This window comes from Bacteroides sp. 90-K9/2, assembly GCF_047310725.1.
Classification (GTDB): Bacteria; Bacteroidota; Bacteroidia; order Bacteroidales; family Bacteroidaceae; genus Bacteroides; species Bacteroides vicugnae.
The window spans coordinates 1,457,486-1,481,122 of sequence record NZ_JBCGVL010000001.1 but is presented as its reverse complement, the minus strand read 5'-3'; the positions used below and the strand labels follow the sequence as shown (position 1 = coordinate 1,481,122).

General features: G+C 40.7%; 16 protein-coding genes and 2 tRNA genes. 5 read left to right on the top strand and 13 right to left on the bottom strand.

What is annotated here, in order from left to right; translation table 11 throughout:
- Positions 1-7: 7 nt before the first annotated feature.
- From AAHJ11_RS05790 to AAHJ11_RS05770, 5 genes are all read right to left on the bottom strand, one after another.
- The gene (locus tag AAHJ11_RS05790; protein ID WP_413579178.1) at positions 8-1,036 is read right to left on the bottom strand and encodes a FimB/Mfa2 family fimbrial subunit; all 1,029 of its coding nucleotides are present in this window, start codon (positions 1,034-1,036) and stop codon (positions 8-10) included.
- A 1-nt stretch (position 1,037) separates the two neighbouring features.
- The gene (locus tag AAHJ11_RS05785; protein ID WP_413579177.1) at positions 1,038-2,129 is read right to left on the bottom strand and encodes a FimB/Mfa2 family fimbrial subunit; all 1,092 of its coding nucleotides are present in this window, start codon (positions 2,127-2,129) and stop codon (positions 1,038-1,040) included.
- 134 nt (positions 2,130-2,263) lie between these two features.
- The gene (locus AAHJ11_RS05780; RefSeq protein WP_413579176.1) at positions 2,264-3,592 is read right to left on the bottom strand and encodes a fimbria major subunit; all 1,329 of its coding nucleotides are present in this window, start codon (positions 3,590-3,592) and stop codon (positions 2,264-2,266) included.
- A gap of 614 nt (positions 3,593-4,206) precedes the next feature.
- A complete protein-coding gene (locus AAHJ11_RS05775) occupies positions 4,207-5,652 on the bottom strand; it encodes a DUF3868 domain-containing protein (protein WP_413579175.1) in 1,446 nt (481 codons plus the stop codon).
- 12 nt (positions 5,653-5,664) lie between these two features.
- Positions 5,665-6,234, bottom strand: a complete 570-nt coding sequence (locus AAHJ11_RS05770; RefSeq protein ID WP_320996282.1) for a DUF3575 domain-containing protein — start codon at positions 6,232-6,234, stop codon at positions 5,665-5,667.
- 493 nt (positions 6,235-6,727) lie between these two features.
- Between AAHJ11_RS05770 and AAHJ11_RS05765 the strand changes: the two genes are divergently transcribed.
- From AAHJ11_RS05765 to AAHJ11_RS05745, 5 genes are all read left to right on the top strand, one after another.
- Positions 6,728-7,354, top strand: coding sequence for a DUF5033 domain-containing protein (locus tag AAHJ11_RS05765; RefSeq protein ID WP_413579172.1), 627 nt, complete (start codon positions 6,728-6,730; stop codon positions 7,352-7,354).
- Between the two features lie 261 nt (positions 7,355-7,615).
- On the top strand, positions 7,616-11,707 hold the full coding sequence (locus AAHJ11_RS05760) for a response regulator (RefSeq protein WP_413579170.1): 4,092 nt from the start codon (positions 7,616-7,618) through the stop codon (positions 11,705-11,707).
- A 42-nt stretch (positions 11,708-11,749) separates the two neighbouring features.
- The gene (truA, locus tag AAHJ11_RS05755) at positions 11,750-12,517 is read left to right on the top strand and encodes a tRNA pseudouridine(38-40) synthase TruA (protein WP_320996285.1); all 768 of its coding nucleotides are present in this window, start codon (positions 11,750-11,752) and stop codon (positions 12,515-12,517) included.
- 15 nt (positions 12,518-12,532) lie between these two features.
- On the top strand, positions 12,533-13,438 hold the full coding sequence (locus AAHJ11_RS05750) for a DMT family transporter (RefSeq protein WP_320996286.1): 906 nt from the start codon (positions 12,533-12,535) through the stop codon (positions 13,436-13,438).
- A gap of 1 nt (position 13,439) precedes the next feature.
- Entirely contained in the window at positions 13,440-14,105 is a 666-nt protein-coding gene (locus tag AAHJ11_RS05745) for a DUF3256 family protein (RefSeq protein ID WP_413579169.1), read from the top strand.
- A gap of 157 nt (positions 14,106-14,262) precedes the next feature.
- Here the strand turns inward: AAHJ11_RS05745 and AAHJ11_RS05740 are convergent, their stop codons facing one another.
- The 8 genes from AAHJ11_RS05740 to ribH form a co-directional block, all read right to left on the bottom strand.
- The gene (locus tag AAHJ11_RS05740; RefSeq protein ID WP_074560289.1) at positions 14,263-15,351 is read right to left on the bottom strand and encodes a phosphotransferase enzyme family protein; all 1,089 of its coding nucleotides are present in this window, start codon (positions 15,349-15,351) and stop codon (positions 14,263-14,265) included.
- Positions 15,352-15,381: 30 nt separating this feature from the next.
- On the bottom strand, positions 15,382-18,723 hold the full coding sequence (locus AAHJ11_RS05735) for a glycoside hydrolase family 2 TIM barrel-domain containing protein (RefSeq protein WP_413579168.1): 3,342 nt from the start codon (positions 18,721-18,723) through the stop codon (positions 15,382-15,384).
- A gap of 72 nt (positions 18,724-18,795) precedes the next feature.
- A complete protein-coding gene (locus AAHJ11_RS05730) occupies positions 18,796-19,686 on the bottom strand; it encodes a YitT family protein (protein WP_074560295.1) in 891 nt (296 codons plus the stop codon).
- A gap of 114 nt (positions 19,687-19,800) precedes the next feature.
- A complete protein-coding gene (locus tag AAHJ11_RS05725) occupies positions 19,801-21,210 on the bottom strand; it encodes a Gfo/Idh/MocA family protein (protein ID WP_148364575.1) in 1,410 nt (469 codons plus the stop codon).
- 306 nt (positions 21,211-21,516) lie between these two features.
- Complete coding sequence (locus tag AAHJ11_RS05720; protein ID WP_298047788.1) at positions 21,517-22,776, bottom strand: Gfo/Idh/MocA family protein; 1,260 nt, start codon at positions 22,774-22,776, stop codon at positions 21,517-21,519.
- 62 nt (positions 22,777-22,838) lie between these two features.
- Positions 22,839-22,911 (bottom strand) — tRNA-Gly (locus AAHJ11_RS05715).
- A 9-nt stretch (positions 22,912-22,920) separates the two neighbouring features.
- Positions 22,921-23,003: transfer RNA gene (locus AAHJ11_RS05710), tRNA-Tyr, on the bottom strand.
- 50 nt (positions 23,004-23,053) lie between these two features.
- Complete coding sequence (ribH, locus tag AAHJ11_RS05705) at positions 23,054-23,548, bottom strand: 6,7-dimethyl-8-ribityllumazine synthase (protein ID WP_320979418.1); 495 nt, start codon at positions 23,546-23,548, stop codon at positions 23,054-23,056.
- Between the last annotated feature and the right edge of the window lie 89 nt (positions 23,549-23,637).

Sequence of the window (23,637 nt, the reverse complement as noted above, 5' to 3'; positions counted from 1 at the left end):
CCTTATATTAATCAAATGACGGGACATCGATGTTCTCTATTTCCCATGCTTTCACTTCATATTCTAATGTTACATCCATTTTCACACTTGTGATGTTGAACACGTATATATGGTTGCGAAGAACATCATAGTCTTTCCCATTTTCACTGAATGGTATAGTATAAGTTTTTACTTTTCCTCTGGCCAACGATTTTATCACTAAAAAAACTTTGTTTCTTTCTTCTGCGCCTTTATTCTTATGTTCAGGGATGTAGAATTTGTTTTCTACCCTGTTTCCTTCGGTGTCGGTCAATGTGCCGGAAGTTAGAAAGTCGGTTGATAGTGTAGAGCTATCCGGTATGGACGGACCGTCGTTTTTTATGGGCGCGCTATATCCTTGTGTGTTATAGTTGTGTACCTGAACTTCAGTGATAACAAAATCGGTTATTCCTTTTCCGTCATTGACCGTTACATTAACTTTGGCAACTGCACGTTTCAAAGTGAGTTCTCCCATATTGTTTTTTCCGGATTGGATGGATTCAATGGTGCCTTCACCCCACATCGGGAGGTTTGTCGAGCGGTCTGCTGTTTTGCCGTAGCTGAATATTAGCTGTCGGTATAAATCAGTTTTGCTATCTCCCGGATTCATTTTCACATTACGTACACCTTTATTTTCCACATTGGTGATTACGATAAAATCCATGGAAGTGCCGGTGTCGTATGTTCCCGACAGTTTTCCTTCTACAAACCGGGTAGTCTCTCCGTTTACTCCTCCTATGAGCACGTATTTAACTTGTTCTACGAATAGGTCTCCTACGAAAGTATATATTTGGACATCGTTGATTGTCCGTTCGTTTGCAGAGTCATCTGCCTCGCCGTCAATGCCCCGTGTGGGAGAAGTCTCAGGAAAGGTTAATGCAAAATTAATTTTGCCGCCTTTTATGGGTTCTCCCGGGATATTCTTTATATCATCATCCATAACTCCGTCTGTGACACACGACGTTGCCATGACGCAGAGGACAGCCAGCAGATAATATGTCAATTTAGAGTATTTCATTTTATAGTTCAATATCATTGAGCTGGATAATCCAGTCGTTTACATCAATTACGGTTTTAATCAGTGCAAGTTTCTCATCTACGAAAATAATCATGCTGTAATTATCTTCTCGGTCCAGATATTCTTGGAGAGTGTAATTCCGGTCTTTGTATTTCTCTAGCTGAAGCAGCTCCAGATATTTCACCAAATTAGAGCAGTGGAATAACGTTTCGTCTGTCACTGAATTTTTGATGGTCAGTTGTGGGGTTTTGTTCTCCACCAATCTGGCAATACTTATCTCGCTGACAACGGCATTGTATTCTTTGGCCGGTTCGTCTGCTGCACTGAAAGCTCTTGTTGCGACAACTTCTGATTCTACAATAAATGGCTTGTAAGTCAGTAGGTTGTCTTCCAATAGTGAGTTGTCATAGTTCATATAGCCGTTGTCATCATAAATTTCGCATTTGAATGTTTCTTTAGACAATGCTCTTGTAATCGGGCCACCGGATTTGTTGACTTGTGCTACGACTATGCGGATGTTATTGGTATTCTTCACTAAAGACACAGTGCTGATTTGCTCTCTTCCACTACGGGTAGTAGCAGGATTCCTGGCTTCGCCATGCCAAAGTGAGTGTAATTCTTGGTCTACGATATATTGTCCTTTTTCATCTCCTCCGGATGCAGGACGTGTCATTGCTTTACGCAATGTTTTCACTTTCAATTCTTCAATCTCTGATTGTTGCGGATACAATAAAGGTACTGCGAATGATTCATTATTTAATCCGGCCCATGCAATCAGGTGATATTTTGAAGGATCTATATCTACGGTCATTAAATAACCGTCTTTTTCTAACGGTGCTCCTTCATCTGTTTTCTGAAAAACTAGATTGTTGTTGTCATCAAAAGCATAAAGTGTCACAGTCTTTACTTGTTTGGAAAATACGTCTACCTCGTCCATGTTATAGTCATACTTAAACTTCACACGATACTGGATGCTGCAATCTCCATCATCATAATCCAGAATAGAATCGCACGATGTAATTGCACCAGCCAATATGGTGAGCAACAATATCTTGTTAGCTTTTTCTTGTATGGTAGTTAGTATACGTTTCATTATTCTCGCCTTTTATGCTTTTAGAAAGTAGTGTTTTGTTTGAATGTAATGCTTCTTTGAATGCCTATAGGAATAAAAAAAACGGGAGAGGAGATATTCTCTCCCGTTATTTTATTGGAATTTATGACTAAGGATTAAAGCTCAATATTATTGATATTGACAGTCCAGGGTTGGATGTTTGCCTTAATTGTTAATTTTGTATCTGATTTAGGATTGGGAGGAGTACTTGTTGACCATCCTAAGTCTTTGACTGTTTGAACTGTAAGCTGATACCAATTGTTTCGAATGATTGAGCATCCCGCTGTCGCGTGTTGGATAGGTGCTTCATAATAGCATAAACCCTCTTCGTATTTAACAATGTCATTGTTTTTGAGGTATTCAGCATCTCCTTCCGTCTCACTTAGACCGGCGAAATCTGCTTTCATATCCGCCCAACTTTTGTAGATTGTTTGTACCTCTGTTGCATTACCCTCATTATCATATGCCGTAGAAGTTTTCACGAAGAATGTTCCAGCTTCCGTTAATGTTGGGTTCTCTTCCGTTCCAGTAGCATAGTATACTTGTGCCTGGTAATGTACATTAGTAGCCTTTTCTTTTGCCGCATCCCAAGTTCCGCCAACTTTGTTTTCCAAACAGTAGGTAGTTTCGGAAGAAATCCATCTATAACTGGTTTTGTAAGCTTGCCAATAAGGCTCTGAACTTGTCCAGCTATTATCTTTATGTGGTAATACATAAGAGTCCTTTACTAGATTGGAATAGGAATGGCCTACGAATTTTACAACCAACCATTCTTCTCCTTTTACGGTAACTGTTGGTTGAGACAATTTAAAAGGAGTTGCTGCTTTAGTCTGCTCATCTAATTTAGCACTAACGCGATCTACTTTAATTGTAGCTTCATTCGAGTCACTACCAGCTGTAATGGTAATTTCTCCTTTGGAACCGCTCATTAAGAAGTGGTCGTTTTTAGCAATGCTTGAAACCAGATAATCCAATCCGTTTTCCGGTAAGGCCTGTGCTCCGATATGCAGTGCCTGAAAATCAGCTGCTGTTTTTGCGGCATTTATGCTTTTGCGTAAGTTTTCTGATGGATTTACGAATGCATAAATTGTAATTCCACTGCCTGCAGTTACATCGAAAGCGGGAGTGCTGGCTGCAATTTCTTTTGTCACGTCATTTGTAGCGCCGGTTAATTGGAGATTATCCTTTACGATGATTTTATTGGCTCCGTAGTCTAATACGATTGTTGCAGTACTGATAGTTGATTCTTCTTTACTTCCGGCATTTGCTCCGCCATCGTTGATAGCTCTTGTGTTTCCGCTTACTGGAACGGCGAAATTAATTCTCATAGTGGCCTGCTCACCTGTAGGAGCTTGGATACTGTTGTCGATGAACTCATCATTGTTGCTACAAGCTGCCATGGCTGTCATTGCCAATCCTGCTAATAATAAATTTCTAACTTTCATTTTTTTGTTTTGATTTTAATGTGTGATGCTATAAGTTTTTTATTGGATAGGAGATATCCTGAAATGAGGAAGAGTGTTTGTTCTGTTCAAATATTCAGTGATATCTTTTCTTTTTTATAGGGAAGTCCTTATATATAATAAGGAAAGAGGCTTCCGGTGAGTTTAATAATTTGTTTGTTTCATAATAAATGATGTTTGTTTTTTTGTTGATTACTAATATTGCATTATTTAAAAAATTAATAAGAGAAGAACTCGCTTCCCTTTTTTCATGTTGCAAAGATAGTCCATAGGGAGATAAGCGTTGGTTGGCGTTTTTATCAAATTCAAAGGTGAATTATGCAATCTTTTAAATTTGATTTTTATGGTAGGTATTTTGTTCTTTAATGAATGATAATTGGGGTGAAATGAATGTTTTACCGTTCTTGTTTTTATTTTGCCTATGCAATGAAATGTGGGGAGGAGGTGGATAAATCTGTATTTTCTGTATAAGTCACCTTTTGAAATCGAATGATAATTCGGAATCGGGAAAAAAAGAAACGCACTGCCTTCTCAGGTGGTGCGTTTTATCCATTTTTAAGGGGAAATGGATTGGGGTATTTATTTTTATTGCTATTTTATTTTGTAGGATAGTTTAGTCTCTTGTTTAATTCTGCCAGATTAATATCCGCCTGCTTGGTAAGTCCGGCAGCTTTTGCTGCATCAAAATACTTCTTGGCTATATCCAAATTACCTTCCAGTAGAGCGATAACTCCTAAGTTATTAATAGTTTCGGCTGCTTTTTGATTGGCTTTTGCCAGATGCTTCTTCGCAGATGTTAAATCTCCTCCTTGCTGGATTTCCATTGCGGCGGCATTTAGGTTGGCAACCGGATCGTCGGGAAACATGAAAGAGGCTACTTGGAAAGCATAATCAAATTCTTCGCTTCCGGGTTCGTAACTTTGAGCTACGAGGTAGATTTCCTGTAAACTTAGCTGTTGCGGATGTTTTTTGATTATTTCTTTGGATTCTTCGAGGTTAAAACCACGTACTGTGTAATTTACTGTATAGTCAGAGTGGCGTAGTGCCGGATAACATTCAGTTAATAAATACTGATAAACTTTCGGACCCGCTAATTGGGCTATATTACGCTCTTTTATATCAATATTTATATCTTGATTATCCATCATAAGTAGAATTTCTTCCTTTTTATCTATTGTGGAGTTTTTGACGAACGTGCGGAAACCATCCCAGTCTTCGGGTGTGTATTCTGAAGAAATGAGATTACTGTCGAAGTCGTAGTAACTGCTCACATAGTCTACAAGTGCTTGGGTGCGTCCTTTTGCCAGACGGGTATTGTTGGTGTAACTTCCCTCGGGGGATGCATAACCATGTATCGTTATGCCAGTAAGCTGGGTATTCTTGTCGTTACGCACTGTGTCAATGCTTGCACGTATTTTTGCCAGTTCTGTCAAATTACGTCTGTATTCCGGATAAATAGCTATTTTGTTTACAGGGAAATCCAAAAATGCTGTTCCTTCTATTGCCCGGTGTTTCACCTCTTCGGCTTCCGGGGTGATATAAGCTATTGCCGGATGCAATTTTAACGGCGTAATGTTCAGCTTGGCTATCATTTCTCCACTGTTTTCCTCTACTACGTCACAGCAACCACACAAATCTATATTCAATTTTAAGTTTGCTTGTTGCATCCAAGCCTCGTATGGAATCTGTACCAGATAGTCTACTTTTTGTTTTTCTCTCCGGTGGTGTCTGACGATGGTATAAGCATTTTCAGGAGTCTGATGAGCTCGCTGATTGATAAGCTGACGTTTCCGCCCGTATATTATGATAGCTGGCAGAATTTTAGTTTGCCCTTCCGCTTCAAGATAGGGAGTCAGGGTCGCGGCATTGTTGGATGCCAGTTTCAGGTTATCTTGCAGAATAAAGCTCATTCGGATAGTCAGTTGGTTGTCGTCACTGTGCGTTGTTGATTCGCTGTCTACGTGTATTTGATTTTTGTAAAAAGTCTGCGCCTCGCCCAATATGGGGAGCAGGCAGATGAGTATACATAGAATCTTTTTCATATTTGTTTTGTTTTAAAATAAATAAATTAAACTGATGGCGGCTTTTGTCGGTCCTACATAGTTTTTATGACCTTCGCCTACTTTTTCTCCGCAAGTCTTGCATATATACTGTTCATATTTGACGCGTGCATAACCTACGCCTATGTTTCCTTCCAGATTCCAGTGCTTGCTTAGAATCCATTGGTAACCATAGGAAATGCCAAATCCATAGAAATTGCCTTTGAAACGGTGATCCTTCAATTCCGGCCAGATGCCCCAAGGCATATCAATAGCTGCCGCCTGGTAAACACCGCCATGAAGATGTACGCCAACGAAATGACCGTTGAATTTATCACAGAACCAATAGCGGAGTTCCGGTTGGAACGCCATCATTTTCATCATCTTTTGATCTTTGTATTTCCAGGGATTATAATTGGCATACAAATCGAGAGTTAACTTTTTGCTCAAGCTTACTTCAGCCCCAAGGTTGATAACTTTAAGCGCATCCATTACAATATTCGTTTTTACTCCAACTGTTTGGCTATATAATAAGGTAGGAGCAAACAGTATTACGAATAGTACTAATTTTTTTTTCTTTTTCATATTCTTCATTACCTGACAGGTTTTGTTTGTTGATGTGCAAATGTAGGTATAATACTAATAGGTCTTAATTGGCATATTGTTCTTTCTTAGGATAACTTTCAGTGGAAAATAATAAGTGGACTGGTGTTTTATTCTTTGAAAGGTGGTGGGATTGTCATTCTTGTATGAGTGGTGATTTGTTCATGGTTGGTGAATTAATCACATATGGTAGGTGAATTAATACTTGTATATTCTATTAATCCTCTTGTATGTGGTGTATTTCTTTCATTAAAGAATGGTAAATCATTCATTTTCCCCTTGGAATTTTTTTTATTTCTTAAATAATGTTCTTATGTTTGCATCGAACAAACAAAGCGCTTGATATAAATTTATGAAATGAAGATTCCCTCCTGAGGAACATGAGCAAACAACAATGTATTTGTAACAGTCGAATTGCAAACTATCAACAATTCGCAAACATTTTAACAAACAAATAAATAAAGGAGGAAATATAATGAAAGCTATTAAATTCTTTTTCTTATGTGTAGTTGCATCAGTATTCGCAGCGTGTTCCAATTCGGAAAGTGATAGTATTGAAAGCAGTACTTCAAGTTTTGAATCCATGATATCTTTGTATGGCATTGAGGCTGCTGAGCAGAACAGTGCAGTGCCTTCTGTGACAACAGAAGAAATGAGAAGTGTGTTAGAAGCGCTTCGTGAGAATAACAGTGTTGTTCAAGGGTGTAAAGTGGAGAATATGGAAGGATATTATGGAGTCGGTAATGATAAGAAAATAGTGATGATGACAGCTGAATACCAAGCCCGTACCCGAAGTGGCTATCTGGTTGAGAATTTCGCATTATGTGTTTCATTGAATTTTACTGTAGATGAAAAGATGGTCTATTATGCGGGCGCTACGTATAGTTGCGAGACTGATTTGTTCCTTTGGGAGGGGCAGGGAGGTTCTTTGTCAACTACAGCTGAAGGTGGCAGTGTCTTTACTTCTGATTCCTATCTTTATTTTTGTGTAAGTGATCAGGGAAATTGTTTGGTAAAGGTACCTATTAGCTTTGAAGGAAATTATGATTTTAACACAGGCAAAGGAGTTTATAGTTTTACTCTTTCTAAAATAGCTCAATAGTCTGGTCTGTATATAAGGAGAACATATCGTGTTTAGAGTTGAAAATGGGGAACCAAACAGCAAACAGTATATATAATAAGGTATAAGGTATTAAAAAAGAGTAACCAAAGATGAAGAGTTTTATCAGTTCTTAGTGGAATTGATAAAACTTTTTTAGTGTAAATTATTCTTAAAAAACTTGCGGGCTTTTTGGTAATAGATATATTTCCCTTAACTTTGACTAACCTAATCCTCCACACATGAACAAAATACATGACATATATGAAGAAGACCTTGTCTTTATTATTACTGTTACTAGGTGTTAGCCTATCATATTCTCTAGATATTCATTGGAGTCCGGAGCCTGTAATTATTAAAAGCGGATTAAATAACAATACTGTCTATAATATTTGTTATGGAAAAGATGGCTTTGTTTGGTTGTCTACCGACAGAGGGGTAGCCCGTTATGATGGATTCAGATTCCGTAACTATCCTTTGATTGCCAAAGTAGATTCGTCTTCCCTTCCTTTACCCCAGGCAACCAGTATACTGCAAGAGGTTTCGGGCAACTTGATTTATATTCAATTATATCAGGGGGGAATTGCTTGTTTTGATAGAGAAAAAGAGAGATACCTTCCGATTGTTTTCAATAGACCTTTCACTCTGAGAGATATACAAAGTTTTCGTTGGTGTAGTGGCGTTTTATATCTTGCTACATCTCAGGGATTGTTTAAGTCACAGGTAGCTCGTAAAGATGATAAAAACGATGTCTTATTTTGCACTATAGATACAAAGCCCTTAGTAAAAGGAAAAACGGCAAACCTGTGTGCCGATGGTAAAAATAATCTTTATTTCTCTATTGACGGAAAAAAGGTGATGCATTATAATGTTGAGACAAAGGACCTTGTTTTACTCAAAGAGTATGGTGCTGCGAACCGCTTGTTTCTTAAAGATGACTATTTATGGATTGACAGACTTCGGAATGATATTGTCTGTTATAATCTTAAAGGGAATCAGGAACGTGTCATTCCGATAGGGAATGTTGATAATGTTGATTATTTCAATCCCTATGTTACAGATGTCGTGTGCAGGAGTAAACAGATATTCTATCTGACAACTTCGGATGGATTGTTTGAATTGAATTTCGAAAATGAAAATCTCTGTGAGAGTCCTTTCTCGTTGGAGTTATTGACACAATATGAAGTAGCATATCATTCGAATATTGAACGTAAAATGACAAGTGCATTGTGGGATAACCAACAAAAAATATTGTGGACAAGTACATTGGGGGGAGGAATCGTGAAATTCGATATGAGTGATCGGATGTATAGCTGGGTACAGCAGAAATTCAGAACCAAAATTAACGGTATCGTTGAAGATGTCAATGGGTACATTTGGTTGGTGATGAATTGCGGAACATTGGTAAAGAGTACTACGCCTTCTCTATCTTCTCAAACTCGTTTTGAAGTTTGGAAAAAAGCATCCGGTTTTTCTGGATATTGCCGTATCTATAAAGATAAGAAGGGGTACATTTGGCTAGGCAACAACGTTGGCGAGGTGATGCGTATCAACCCGTTGACTGATGAAATAAAAACATTTAATTTGAAAACAACCGCTGGGAGAAAACTGTCTGTTTCTATCTTTCAGTTTTGCATGGATTCAAGGAATCATTTGTGGATAGCTACATCAGGCGGGCTGATGCAAGTGGATTCGGAAAGTTATGAATGCCGGAAAATCGAGCCAAAGGATGGGGGAATCGAGATAGTATATGCGGTCGTTGAAGATAAAGAAGGCAGTATCTGGATTGGTACAAACAGGGGATTGAAAAGACTTGAATATCTGGGAGATGAGATTCACTGGAAAGGAGGGTACGAAAAAGATAACGGGTTGGAAGAGTCCGCTGTACGGACAATTTATGTGAATAACTCAAATCAGATTTATGCTGCTTATTTAAATATGGTTATTCGTATTGACGGAAGGGATAAGGATAAGTTGGAGTCTATTTATACATTGCAGAATGGTTTGATTAGTGGAAATGTCAGTTGCATGGTAGATGACCAGATTGGGAATACATGGGCAGGAAATAGCGCAGGAATCATGACGATAAGAAATGGGCAGGATGCTTTCTATAATTACTTGTCAATAGGCGATTGTAGCGCTTCATGCCGATTGAATGATGGTCGGTTATTGTGGGCGGACTCATGGGGACTGTTATTTTTTGACCCTGCTGTCTTTAAAGCTAATAAAGTAGAAAGCCGGCTTATGCTGACAGATATAGAAGTGAATGGTGAGACAATTCTGGCCGGGGAGAGACGGAATGGACAAATTATTCTTTCTACTTCACCGGAGAAACAGGAACATTTGTCTCTTAATCAGGAAAATAATAAATTCCGTTTATACTTCTCTGATTTGCAGTATGGAATGATGCAGTGTAAGATTGCTTATCGGTTACTACCGGAAGATGAAGAATGGAGAATGCAGCCGCTTGAGGAAGGAGTGGAGTATAGTAGGTTGCCTGTGGGCAACTATGTATTGCAGGTCAAACAGGTCTTCCCGAGTGCGAAGGAAGGGGAGGTTGTAGAGATTCCTATTGTCATCAGGGCGGCATGGTATCATACTGTATGGGTGTATTGCGGCTATGGACTATTAGTCATAATTTTACTTTATATTGTTTATCGCCATTCAGTAAAGAAGAATTTACGCAGGCAGATACACCGGGAACATGAAATCCTATTGAGGGAAAAGTTGAATATGGAAAAGGTGGAGCAGAAGCAGAAACAAGAAATAGAAGCTATGAGAAACCGCTTGTTGGTGGTTTTTATCCAGGAATTGCGTACTCCTCTTTCATTAATAATCGCTCCGCTAAAGGAAATTCTTGAAGATAAGTCAATGGCTCCAAATTTTGCTACTCGCGGTCGGGTGGCTTATCGGAATTCTCTTCGTATGCTGGATGCTTGTAATCAATTGCTGGCTATTCATCAACATGGAAATGTGAATGAGAAACTAAAAGTGGCGGCTTACCAGGTGGAAAAATTGCTTGATAATAATTTGTTTGATGTCCGTGAGTTACTGAAGATGTATTCGATAAATTTCCAGTATGAGAAACGGATTAAAAAAGAACTGGAATTTTATGTAGATAAAAAAAAGGTGGAATTTATTATCCATAGTCTGCTGACTAATGCTTTTATTCATATTAATTATTCAGGGAATATTTCTTTGACCGTTTCTGAAACAGTACAGGAACAACTGCATTATGTGACGGCTGTTATTGAATATGAAGGACAGAGAATGATACGGACCGCCGAAGAATTGATTGATGAAAATGAAATACCTGAAGAGGAACTGGTCTATACGGAAATGGGCTTTTCTGCAATACGTCAGATTGTTGAAATACATCATGGAAAAATCAGTCTGGAGAGTTCGCATGATGGAAGTACAAAGGTTATTGTAAGTTTTCCACTGGATAAAAGTGTGTTCGAAGATGATCCGAATGTTCTGTTTGTTGAACCGGAAGATACAGGTGAGATAGAACCCCAGTTGTTGGACTTTTCGCAACCGAACCGGACAGTTGAGGAATTTATTCCATCTACTTCGGCAAGACTTAAAAAGACCTTGCTGATTGTTGAGGATCACAAGGATATTCGTCTCTATTTGAAAGTTATGTTTGGAAAAGAGTATAACCTGCTGATGGCTACCAATGGACAGGAAGGTATTGACATGGCTGTGAAAGAACTTCCGGATTTGATTCTTTGTGATGTAATGATGCCGGTAAAGAATGGATTCGATTGTTGCCGCGAGTTGAAAGGAGGACTGGAGACTTGTAGTATTCCTATCATTATGTTGACTGCCAAGGTAGAAGACGAGGATATTATACATGGTTTAGAATTGGGTGCAGACGACTATGTACTGAAGCCGTTTACTCCAAGCATTTTAAAAGCGAAAGTTCAAAATCTGATTAATAACCGGCAGGCATTGAAGCAGATGTATACGAAGTTGCTGATGTTGCCGGGAATGAATGCTGTAGATGTAGCTCAACCGGAACAGATGGAGACTGTGGCAGTAGAAGACCCGTTTATCAGTTCTGTCATTAAAATTGTAGAGGAAAATATTTGTAAGGCTGATTTTAGCGTGAAGAAACTAGCATCGGATATGAATATGAGTCAACCTACTTTGTATCGTAAGGTGAAGCAAAGTACGGATTATACAATTATTGAGCTTATTCGGGGAGTACGTATGCGCCGGGCAAGTGTATTGTTGAAAACAAAGGAATATGGAGTACAAGAAGTCGCAGAAATGGTGGGATATAATGATATTCCTACTTTTAGAAAGCATTTTGTCGACGCTTTTGGCATCACTCCTTCCACTTATGAATAAAAAAATGACTACTTTTGCACGCGAAAACCCTAAAAAGAAGGAATGAGCGTGCAAAGGTATTTTATTTATTTGGCTTATGACGGAACCAACTATCATGGTTGGCAGATTCAACCGAATGGGATTAGCGTGCAGGAATGTCTGATGAAAGCATTGTCTACCTTTCTACGTCGCGATATAGAAGTGGTGGGTGCTGGCAGAACGGATGCGGGAGTGCATGCATCTTTAATGGTAGCTCATTTTGATTATGAAGAGCTATTGGATACAGATTCTGTCACAGATAAGCTGAATCGTCTGCTCCCCCCGGATATTTCCATTTATCGGGTTTGCCGTGTAAAGCCGGATGCCCATGCTCGTTTTGACGCAACAGCCAGAACGTATAAGTATTATGTGACGACTGAAAAATACCCTTTCAACCGGCAATATCGTTGCCGTATTTTCAATCCATTAAATTATGAACGTATGAATGAGGCCGCACGTACCTTGTTCGAATATACGGACTTTACAAGTTTCAGCAAACTGCATACGGATGTAAAGACGAATATTTGCCATGTGACTCATGCCGAATGGACACAAGAGGAAGATGCTACCTGGGTATTTACCATCCGTGCCGACCGCTTTCTGCGGAATATGGTACGTGCCATAGTGGGAACTTTGATTGAAGTGGGGCGTGGAAAACTTTCGGTTGAAGGCTTCCGGCGTATTATAGAGCAGAAGGATCGTGGAAAAGCCGGAACGTCGGCTCCCGGTCAGGCTTTGTTTCTGGTGAATGTCGAATATCCCGAAGATATATTTGAAGTTAGTAAATTGTAATTAGTAGATACTCTCATGTGGTTATTATTAGCATTTCTCTCGGCGACTTTGCTGGGATTTTACGATGTATTCAAAAAGAAATCGCTGAAAGATAATGCGGTACTTCCCGTTTTGTTTTTAAACACTTTCTTTTCCAGTCTTATCTTCCTGCCGTTTATTCTGTTCTCCGTATATCAGCCGGACTTGTTGGGTGGAACGATATTCAATGTCCCGGTTGTGGGTTGGGAACAGCATAAATATATTATTATCAAGTCGTTTATCGTATTGTCTTCATGGATATTCGGTTATTTCGGAATGAAGCATTTGCCCATTACCATCGTAGGGCCTATCAATGCCACTCGTCCGGTGATGGTGTTGGTAGGAGCTATGCTTGTATTTGGCGAACGGCTGAATCTCTATCAATGGATTGGTGTAATGCTGGCTATCGCTTCTTTCTTTATGTTGAGCCGTTCGGGAAAGAAAGAAGGAATTGATTTCAAACATAATAAATGGATCTTCTTTATTGTATTGGCGGCAATAACAGGGGCTATCAGCGGACTGTATGACAAATATCTGATGAAGTCACTGAATCCGATGCTGGTGCAGTCCTGGTACAATGTCTATCAGGTCTTTATCATGTGTCCTATCTTGTTATTACTTTGGTGGCCGAAAAGAAAGTCCACCACTCCGTTTCGTTGGGACTGGACAATTATTCTTATTTCCATTTTTCTTTCGGCAGCAGACTTTGTCTACTTCTATGCACTGAGCTATGATGATTCGATGATCTCTATCGTTTCGATGGTTCGCCGGGGAAGTGTAATTGTTTCTTTCATTTTCGGAGCTCTTTTCTTCCGTGAAAAGAATTTAAAAAGCAAAGCGATTGACCTTATACTGGTGTTAATCGGAATGATATTCTTATATTTGGGGACTAAATATGATTGATATGAAAATAAATAAACTTTTTATCGCTATACTCTTTTCTGTTGTCGGGTTATTTTCCTTGACTTCCCTTCAGGCGCAAGAAGCCAAAACTTTGTTTGTGAATATGTCGGATTCTTTAAGTCCCTTGCTTACAAAAGTGAATCGTGAAGATTGTATAGACTTTCTGGAAAGTAAGATGAAAGCGCAAGTGGAAAACCGTTTCGGCAAGAAGTCGGAGATGACTGATCTTGGTAAAGACTATATCCGTATGCAAATGTCAGCTCAATCTACCTGGCAGATGAAAGTGTTGGCACTAAATGATTCAACGAACGTAATCTGTACAGTCTCTACTGTTTGTGCTCCTGCTTGTGATAGCAGCATCCGTTTCTATACGGACGACTGGAAACCGCTTACTACATCTCTCTTTATTACCTTGCCCTTGATGGATGATTTTCTGAATGCTCCCGATTCAACAGGAGTTTATAAGTTTGATGAAGCACGTCGCTCGGCAGATATGCTATTGATGAAAGCCGATTTTAATAAAGAAAATACGGAACTGACACTTACGTTAACAACCCCCGACTATATGTCAAAAGAAACAGCAGAGAAACTGAAACCGTTTCTCCGCCGCCCTGTAGTCTACCATTGGAAAAATGGAGCATTTGTTAAATTGAGAATTGAGAATTAAAAATTGAGAAATAAGCTGCGCTGTGGCTATCTCTGGATATTCTCAAAATAAAAAAATATAAGGCAACTAATTCTTTACGAGTTAGTTGCCTTTTTGATATTTTTAATCAGCGGGATTATTGAATAATCCCTATTTCTCAATTTTTAATTCTCAATTCTCAATTTAACAAGCATTCGTTGATGAACGCTGTCATTTCCGGTGTGTTTGCTTCCACACTTTGAAGTAATTTGAATTGTGCTTTGGTGCGAACGAGGTTGTGTTCCGGATATTTGATTTTATAATAAGTATCTCCGTTGATATAATCTGCCAGGAACCGTACGCACTGCATGTATGGGAATAAAGCCGCCGCATAAGGAAGATTCTCAATCTCGATCTGCGTCAGGAATGATTTAGCTCCTTTCAGATAACCCTTGGTAAATGCTTTGAATATTTCCATATTGAAGTTTACACGATCAAGGTCTTTGTCGTCTTCATCACCTGTGTTGGCACCTGTACGTAGGAAGTCACCATAATCGGAGAATATAAAGCTAGGCATTACCGTATCCAGGTCGATGACACAAAGCACTTTACCATCCTCGTCGAACATCATGTTATTCACTTTCGTATCGCAGTGGCAAACGCGTTTGGGAAGTTTTCCTTCACGATATAAACGTTCAGCTTTACACATTTCATCTGCGCGTTTCTCTATTTCATCCAAATAGTACTTCACTTCTGATACCCGTCCGGCAGCATCCTTTGCAACGGCTTCACGTAGTTGTTTGAGGCGGAACTCCATGTTGTGGAAATCGGGTATGGTTTCACCCAATGTTTCCGGAATATCGGCCAACATAGCCTGGAAGCTGCCGAAGGCTTCTCCTGCATAGTTGGAATATTCGGGATTCACCGTCTCATACGTTTTTGCACGTGGGATGAATACCATCACACGCCAATAGCTGTCACCGTCGAACCAGTATGTTTTACCTTCTTCTGTTTCGAGGAAACTCAACACCTTGCGGTCTATATCCGATTCTCCGGCTTCCGTCAGTTTCTTGCGAATGTGATTGGTAACAGCAGTAATATTGGATTGAAGCATTTCTACATTCTGGAAAATGGCATGATTGATGCGTTGCAAAACATAGTCGGGAGCATCTGCTTCTTTGGTATTTACTTTATAAGTGTCGTTGATAAGTCCTGCACCCAAAGGTTTGATTTCTTCTATCGTACCTTGGACTTTAAATTTAGCTACGATGCTAGATAAATCTTTCATGTTTTTTTTCTTTAAAAATTTATACAAAGGTTATCGATAATCATATTTAGCAGCTTCGTTGGCCTGGTTAGCCGAGCGAACGGGCACTAATGTGAAGCCCCACTGGTAATCACGGTTAGCCGGGATTTGGTGGAAAGGTTCCGGGCGAGCGCCCCAACTGTCATATCCGCCTACTCCTTGTTGCTTCATATCCACACAAACTTCAACGAAATCTCTGGGAGTGATGTCGTTGACATGATGCATTCTACGTAATACGTTGCGGGCAGCGTTTTCATCGTGATTGGCAACCTCTTCCGGGCTGAAGTTATTCCATTGGTAAGGGTGGGGCAGAGCTTCTTCAGAGTCAAAGTCTTCGATAGAGTTGCGCAAGGCATTGAATCCGATAAGACTGTCCGCTACCAAAACCAGACCGTTTCCTTTATTAGGAGATAAGGCGATCCAACGGGTATCTGTGTGATGTCCGTTTTCCTGTGGACGCACATAGTTGAAGTACATTTGATCCGCTGTTGTCTTATATACGCCAACGAGCGTTCCGTGATTGCGGTCGATATAATTCTCTTCCGGGCCACGGCCAAAGTATTGTACATTATTCATCTGTGCCGGCAAGCGGAAACGCACCCCGATACGGGGGACTTCCAATTTGGAGGCAGCCTTGCGGGCAGCATCACTTCCGGGGGTAAATGTAGCCATGCGGGTAGCTTCGGAAACTTCTGTTTCTGTAGGCTGCATATCCGTTGATGTGAACTTGGCATTTACGTTGACTATTCCGTTCGGATAGATTTTGTAAGTGACGACATACAAGTTGCCGGCAGCCAATAAGTAGGTCACATTTAAAGAAACTGCTCTATCCTCTGTTGTCATGGTAGCATCCGTTATGCGGAAGTTTTTGCTTGATTGCTTCCATACCTGCAAGCGTTTAGGAGCGCTGTTACCATAATCATTATCATTAGGAGCACGCCAGAAGTTAGGCTGAATACCAAATCCGTCTTTGAAATATTCAGTACCGTCTACTTTATACGAGGTTACTAATCCGCTATTCTTGTTGAATACAAAGTTTACTTTGGAGGAAGAAACGATTAATTCATCTCCTTGGGTTGTTGTTTTCAATGCCGGACCGTTTGCTTTATAAATACTCTTCTCTGCTTGAATAGGAAGTTGGAACTGGTCGTATGCAATTTCATATCCGGTTGGAATCAGCGGTTCAGGCTCTGTGGTTGTTACACTGAAGTTGACAAAATATTCTGTTCCCGGTTGGGTTTTCAGACTATTTACCGGTACGGTGAACTCTTTAGAGGCTTGCGGAGCAATATCCAAAGATACTTTTCCACCTTTTATTGTCTTCCCGTTAGCGAGTATATGGTAGTGAATCTGATACTTTTTCAGGTTAGTGAAATAGAAACGGTTGGTGATTTTGAATATACCGGCTGCGGCATCTACTGCTTCAAAACCTACATTCTGATGTACATATTTCACTTCAGCCATTGCCGGATGCGGACCACGATCCGGATTGACAAGACCGTTGCAGAGGAAGTTACCATCGCTCGGTGCGTCTACCCCGAAGTCACCTCCGTAAGCCCAGTATTCTCTTCCATTTTTATCTTTTTGGAGAAGGCCCTGATCTACCCAGTCCCAGATATATCCGCCTTGGAGATTCGGATATTTGTAAATTGCCTGCCATTGTCCCCACAGATTTCCGGTGGAGTTTCCCATGGCATGTGCGTACTCGGAAGGGGCTACAGGACGGTCACTACCATTCTTTCCGATATTTTCCAGCCAGTCGGCACCCGGATATTGCGGAACATACATATCGGAATTCCATTCCCATTGAGCACGTTCATAGTTGACCGGACGATTCATCAGGTCTTTGTCTGCCTCTTTCACCCACAGATAAGTCTGATAGAAATTATATCCGTTTCCGGCTTCATTTCCCAGCGACCAGAATGTAACGCTCGGGTAGTTCTTATTACGTTCAAACATATTGATGGTGCGATCCATGTGTGGTTTCAGCCATTCGGGATTGTTTCCCAGTGAACCGCCTTTCCGGAGATCATAATACATTCCGTGGCTTTCCACATTGGCTTCATCATATACATAAAGTCCGTATTCATCACAAAGCTCATAGAAACGGCGGTCTTGCGGATAGTGGCAAAGGCGTACACTGTTTAAGTTATGCTGCTTCATAAGTTCGAAGTCACGGCGCATTAAATCCTCTGTTACATAATGACCTGTTGACGGATTATGTTCGTGGATATTTACCCCTTTCAGTTTCAGAGGCTGACCGTTGATGAATAAGCAGACATATGGTTTTCCGTTAGCAGCTTTCTGTTCGATAGGCTTGATCTCAATCCGGCGGAATCCTACATTGAAAGGAATGATTTCATTGACTTTGCCATTCTCTTTTACTGTCATCAACAGTTTGTATAGATTCGGATGTTCGGAAGTCCATGTGCTGACATCTGTCAGATTCTTATCGAAAGAAAGTGTACGCACTTCGTTCGATGGAATATAGGCTGTCTTCTCTTCAGTAGCTACAACTTTTCCTTGTGCATCCAATAGTTCATAAACTAATGTAAGATTAGTTGCAGCCTTTTCATGATTTCTCAAATCGACATTTAAACCAAAGATTCCATTTTTGTAACTGTCGTCCAGCGTAGACTTAATTCGGAAATCTTTGAGAGCGGCTTTAGGTTGTGAATACAGAAAAACATCGCGTTCAATACCACTCATACGCCAGAAGTCCTGACATTCAAGATAGGAACCGGTGCTCCAACGGAAGATTTTAACTGTAAGTACGTTCTTTCCGGGCTTCACATAGTTGTTGATAAGAAATTCTGCCGGATTCTTGGAGTCTTCGCTATATCCTACTTCTTGTCCGTTGATATATACATATACGCCGGACTTAGCTCCTGCCAGATGCAAGTAGATATCCCGCCCGTCCCAGTCTGCCGGAATATCGATGTCCCGGCGATAAACTCCTACCGGATTGGCTTCGGGAAGAGTAGGAGGTTGCGGGTTCCGAGGTTTGAATTCATAACCATGATTGGTGTAGATGGCTATTCCGTGTCCTTGTACTTCCCAGTTTCCGGGCACCTGAATATCATCCCACGAATCTGTATTGGTGTTCGGATCGGTAATGTTGTCGGGAAGCTTTTTATAAGAGTCTACGAAGTAGAATTTCCAGGTTCCGTTCAACAAGCGGTAATACTTGCTTCGTTCGAACTTGCCACTCAAAGCATCAGCGCGATTGTTGTATGTCATAAAAGAAGTACGTGGATACTCTTTGTTGACTTCAACTACCTGCACGTCCTGCCAATAAGGTTTCACGGCTTTCTCAGCCATTGTACTAAGTGTTGTCAGGGAAAATATTCCCATGAAAATGCCTGTTAATAAATTGGGGGTTGGTCGAAATTTCATGTATCTCAATATTGGTTTTTCATTTCTTTTTTATTTTACTTTGATATGATCGAATCCTTCTCCATACACTCCGATGACAGCACTTTGCGATACAAATGCATTCGGGTCTATGTCTTTTATCAACCGGAAGATGATAGGCGATTCCCTTTTCTTGGCTAATACAAACATCATCTTTACTTCTCGTCCTGTATAAAAGCCGGTTGCATTGATAATCGTCACTCCCCGGTGTGGATATTCGTTAATATGCCGTCCTATTTCTTCATATTTGTTAGATATGATAAAGAACTGTACGGATTGGCGGGCGCTATTCACTACCTGGTCGAGAACGAAACTACAAATATAAAGAGTTACAAACCCATACACCACTTTTTCCCAGTCTTTTAAGACAAAATAACTGGAAGAAATGATAATCATATCGCAGATAAGCACGACTCTTCCTAATGTGATGTCCCGGTATTTGTTGATGATGGCTGCAATAATATCTGTACCTCCCGTACTTCCATTGGCCGAAAAGGCAACACCTATGCCGCCTCCACAGAAGGATGCTCCGATGACACATGCCATAAAAGGCTGGTCGTGGAGAAGACCGAAACCTGCCGTCAGTTTTTGAATGACGGACAGAAAGAAGGTGAGAGTAAATACACCGAAAATAGTTTTGATGCAAAACTTTAGTCCCAGCAACTTGAGTGCCAGTAACAGCAAGAAGAGGTTGATGCTGAAGTACGTATATTGTACCGGAAAACCTGTGGCCCAATATACGATAGAAGCAATACCCGGTACTCCCCCGGTGGTGATATCGTTAGGCAACAGAAAAACGGTCCAACCGATACCATACAAAATCATGCCGATGGCAATCATTACATAATCTCTGGCTTCACGGATAATGCTTTGCTTAGAAGGCTTTGGAATAGCTGTTTTCATAAACGTGATAATGATAATCTATAAAATGTTCAAACACGAACCCATGAATAATCCGGCTTTGGGGGAGAAGCCGGATTGGTTCATTATGCTCGTGCTAAAAGGAAATATTCTGTTTTATTTTGCAAAAGCGTGACGGTAGCCTTGTACTTTATTCCATCCACCACGAGTGAAGTCGGGTACTTCTACCGGAGCTGAATTGTTTTCGATAGAAAGTCTGGTAAGTTCAGCCATGCAACACCATTCTGCCAAGTCATAAACGTCCATATCCAATGGCAGTCCATTCTGCAAGCAATATGCCAGGCGGTAGTCCATGATAAAGTCCATACCACCGTGTCCACCTACTTTCTTGGCTGTTTCTTCCAGCTCTATATGAATAGGATCTTTATATTTATCCATCAAGGCTTTCTTTACGTTTTCAGGTACAGAACCATGTGCATTCAGATTCTCATGATTAGGCACATCTTTTGAATCAACTTGTGAAGGTCTCAGGCAATATTCTTCAATCGGATATTTGCTTGCATAACCATCGGCTCCCACTATTTGATACATACGGCTGTATGGGCGTGGAGTCATTACGTTGTGCTGAATCAACATTGTTTTTCCGTTCTCTGTGCGAATCAGGGTAGAAGTCTGGTCACCATTCTGGAAGTCGGTCACTTCTTCTCCTGTTTGTTTCTTAATATAAGCCGGTCCGTTGACAGCTTTCGTATCCATTGATACCAATGTTTTCATGCGGTCACCACGGTGGATATTAAGTACCTGACAAGCAGGACCCATGCCGTGGGTAGCATATACATCGCCACGGTGCAGATGATTATAATCCATTCGCCAGTTATTCCAGTATTCAGGCCAGAAATCTTCCAGATTGTGGATATATGAACCTTCTACATGAAGCACTTCTCCGAATACGCCTTGTTGTGCCATGTTTAAAGAGGTCAGTTCAAAGAAGTCATATACGCAGTTTTCGAGCTGCATACAATGTTTACGGGTCTTTTCGGAAGTATTGATTAGCTGCCAGATTTCATCCAGTGTCATGGCGGCAGGAACTTCGATAGCTACATGTTTGCCATGTTCCATGGCATAAACACCCATTGCTGCATGATGTTTCCAGTCGGTGGCTATGTATACCAGATCAATATCGTCCCGTTCACAAAGTTGCTTCCATGCCTCTTCCGAACCGCTGTAAGAAGCAGCTTCAGGAAGTCCGGCATTCTTCAATATTTCTTGTGATTTTTCAACACGTTCGGGAAGCAGGTCGCATAATGCTATAATCTTAGTTCCCGGGATATGGGTCCAGCGTGCCACGGCGCCGGGACCACGCATTCCTAATCCGATGAAACCGACACGAACGGTATCAATTTTAGGAGTAACGAGTTGGATTACATCTTCTTGTCCGGCAGGGCGGGCAGGAGTTTCTACTTTGATGGGAGTAAAGGCTTCCGGAGCCTTTGGTTGTTGAGTACAACTGGTGTGCCAAGTTAACAAAGCCAAGCCGATGGCAGTGACTGTAAGTAGTTTCTTCATCATATTTTAAAGTTTTTAATAGGGGTTATTCGCTGTTTTTCATTTACGTGTCAAAAATAGTAATTAATTAGCCAATTATTTGTATTTATAATCGATATTTTCATCAGATAAGTTTCTATTATGAGGTAAAAAATGAGTCAGGCTTTTTCTACCTGATTTTGTGTAGGCTTATGTGACGTCAAATACATATAAAAGACATGTCATAAAGAGACTCTTCCTAAAAAAAAGTCACCTTTTTAGAATTGCTTAACGTTTACTACTCTTGTTGGGGTAAGCTACCTGCTTCAGCTGTACTTCTGTTGGAACCTAGTATTTGTATTTTTTCCAGGCTCCCCTGGTGAAATCCGGAATTTCTACTGCCATGCTCTTATTCAGTACAGATTTTTCACTTAGTTCTGTGATGCACGACCACTCGGCAGCGTCGTATACATCCATATCCAGTGGAAGCCCGTTGCGCAGACAATGAATAAGGCGGTAATCCATTACATAATTCATCTCATTAGGTAGGCCTCTGCGATGTGCTTCTTCGCCAATGGTTGCGCTAAAAGGATGTTTATAGCGTGCCATCATTTTTTCTAGCAGTTCTCCTTCAAGTGGAGTGTCTCCATTAGGATCCAGGGCGATACAGGGGACAGGGTATTTCTGGGCGAATCCCAGTGTGCCGCATATTGTTTGAAGGCGGCTGTAAGGACGTGGGGTGGATATGGCGTATTGAAGCATGATCGTCTTCCCTTTGAGCGTGTGGATGAGAGTGGTATTTACATCTCCCAATTGATATTTCTGGTGGGCTTCCGGTGAATATTCGCCGAATAGTCTGCGGGCATATTCGCTCATTCCTGCCTGATGAGTAGACATGGAAACGAGATATTCCATTCTGTCGCTGCGATGAATATCCAGTATCTGACAGGCGGGGCCTAATCCATGAGTGGGATAAGGATTGCCTGTATGTTCGATGCTGTATCTTTTTCCCCAATGGTTGTGGTAGCCGCCTTCACTCTCTTCGGCAAAGTACATTGAACGAAGATCGTGAATGTAGGCTCCTTCTACATGCATGATTTCTCCGAACAGTCCTCGTTGGGCCATATTGAGGGTCATTAGTGCAAAAGGATCATAACAACAATTTTCGAGCATGATGCAGTGTCGCTTGGTTTTTTCTGCAGTGTCTACTAACTGCCAACATTCTTCCACGCTCATAGCAGCCGGAACTTCAATGGCTACATGCTTATTGCATTCCATTGCGAAGGTTGCCATTGGAGTGTGCATTAACCAGTCGGTACAGATGAATATTAAATCTGCTTCGTCCGATTCGCACATCTTTTTCCATCCCTCCACTCCAGTATATCCGGTGGCTTCGGAACGGCCGGCTTCTTTTAATAGTTGTTGAGCCTTACTTAAATTTCCTTCTCTTATTTCACAAAGAGCTTTGATTTCTACTCCTTCGATTTGCAGATAACGTTGTAAGGTGAGCAATCCTCGATTGCCCAGTCCTATAATCCCGATGCGGACAGTGGGGATAGGGGGATGTGCTAGCCGGAGTACGTGCGATTGTACCGGAGAATTCTTCATAAGCTTAGCGGACTAAAGTTAAACAAAAAAAGAGAATCTAATTTCTCAGATTCTCTTTGGAGAGCGGAAGACGGGGCTCAAACCCGCGACCCTCAGCTTGGAAGGCTAATGCTCTATCAACTGAGCTACTTCCGCAATTTTTTGTGGGCAAAGATGGATTCGAACCACCGAAGTCGAAAGACAGCAGATTTACAGTCTGCCCCATTTGGCCACTCTGGTATTTGCCCTTTTTTGCTTTTGAGGAGGTTTGTTTCTCAATTGCGGTGCAAAGATACAACTATTTATTTAAACTCCAAACAAAATCGATCATTTTTATTGCAGTAATTGCACATTCATCTCCTTTGTTACCCAGTTTGCCACCGGCACGATCCTTTGCTTGCTCCATTGTATTTGTGGTAATTAATCCGTAAATAACTGGTATATCGCCAGTTGCGTTTAATTCGGTAATTCCTTGGGTTGCTCCCATGCAAACATAATCAAAATGTGGAGTATCTCCTTTAATTACGCAACCAATTGCAATAATTGCATCAAGATCGCAATTTTCCATCATTTGGTTGGCTCCAAAAGTAAGTTCGAAACTTCCCGGTACAGTTTTCACCAGAATATTTTCGTCTTTTGCTCCATGTTTTTTTAATGTATCGACTGCACCTTTCAGTAAAGCACCGGTAATATTGAAATTCCATTCGGATACGACGATACCAAATTTCATTGCTTCTGCATTTGGAACGGAATTGAAATCATATTCGGATAAGTTATGGTAAGCTGTTGCCATAGTTAATTAAAAGTTGAGGATTATAAAATGGAAATTTGAGAGTATGAGAGATTAAGAAGAAAGGCACGGATTTCACGGATTCCACGGTT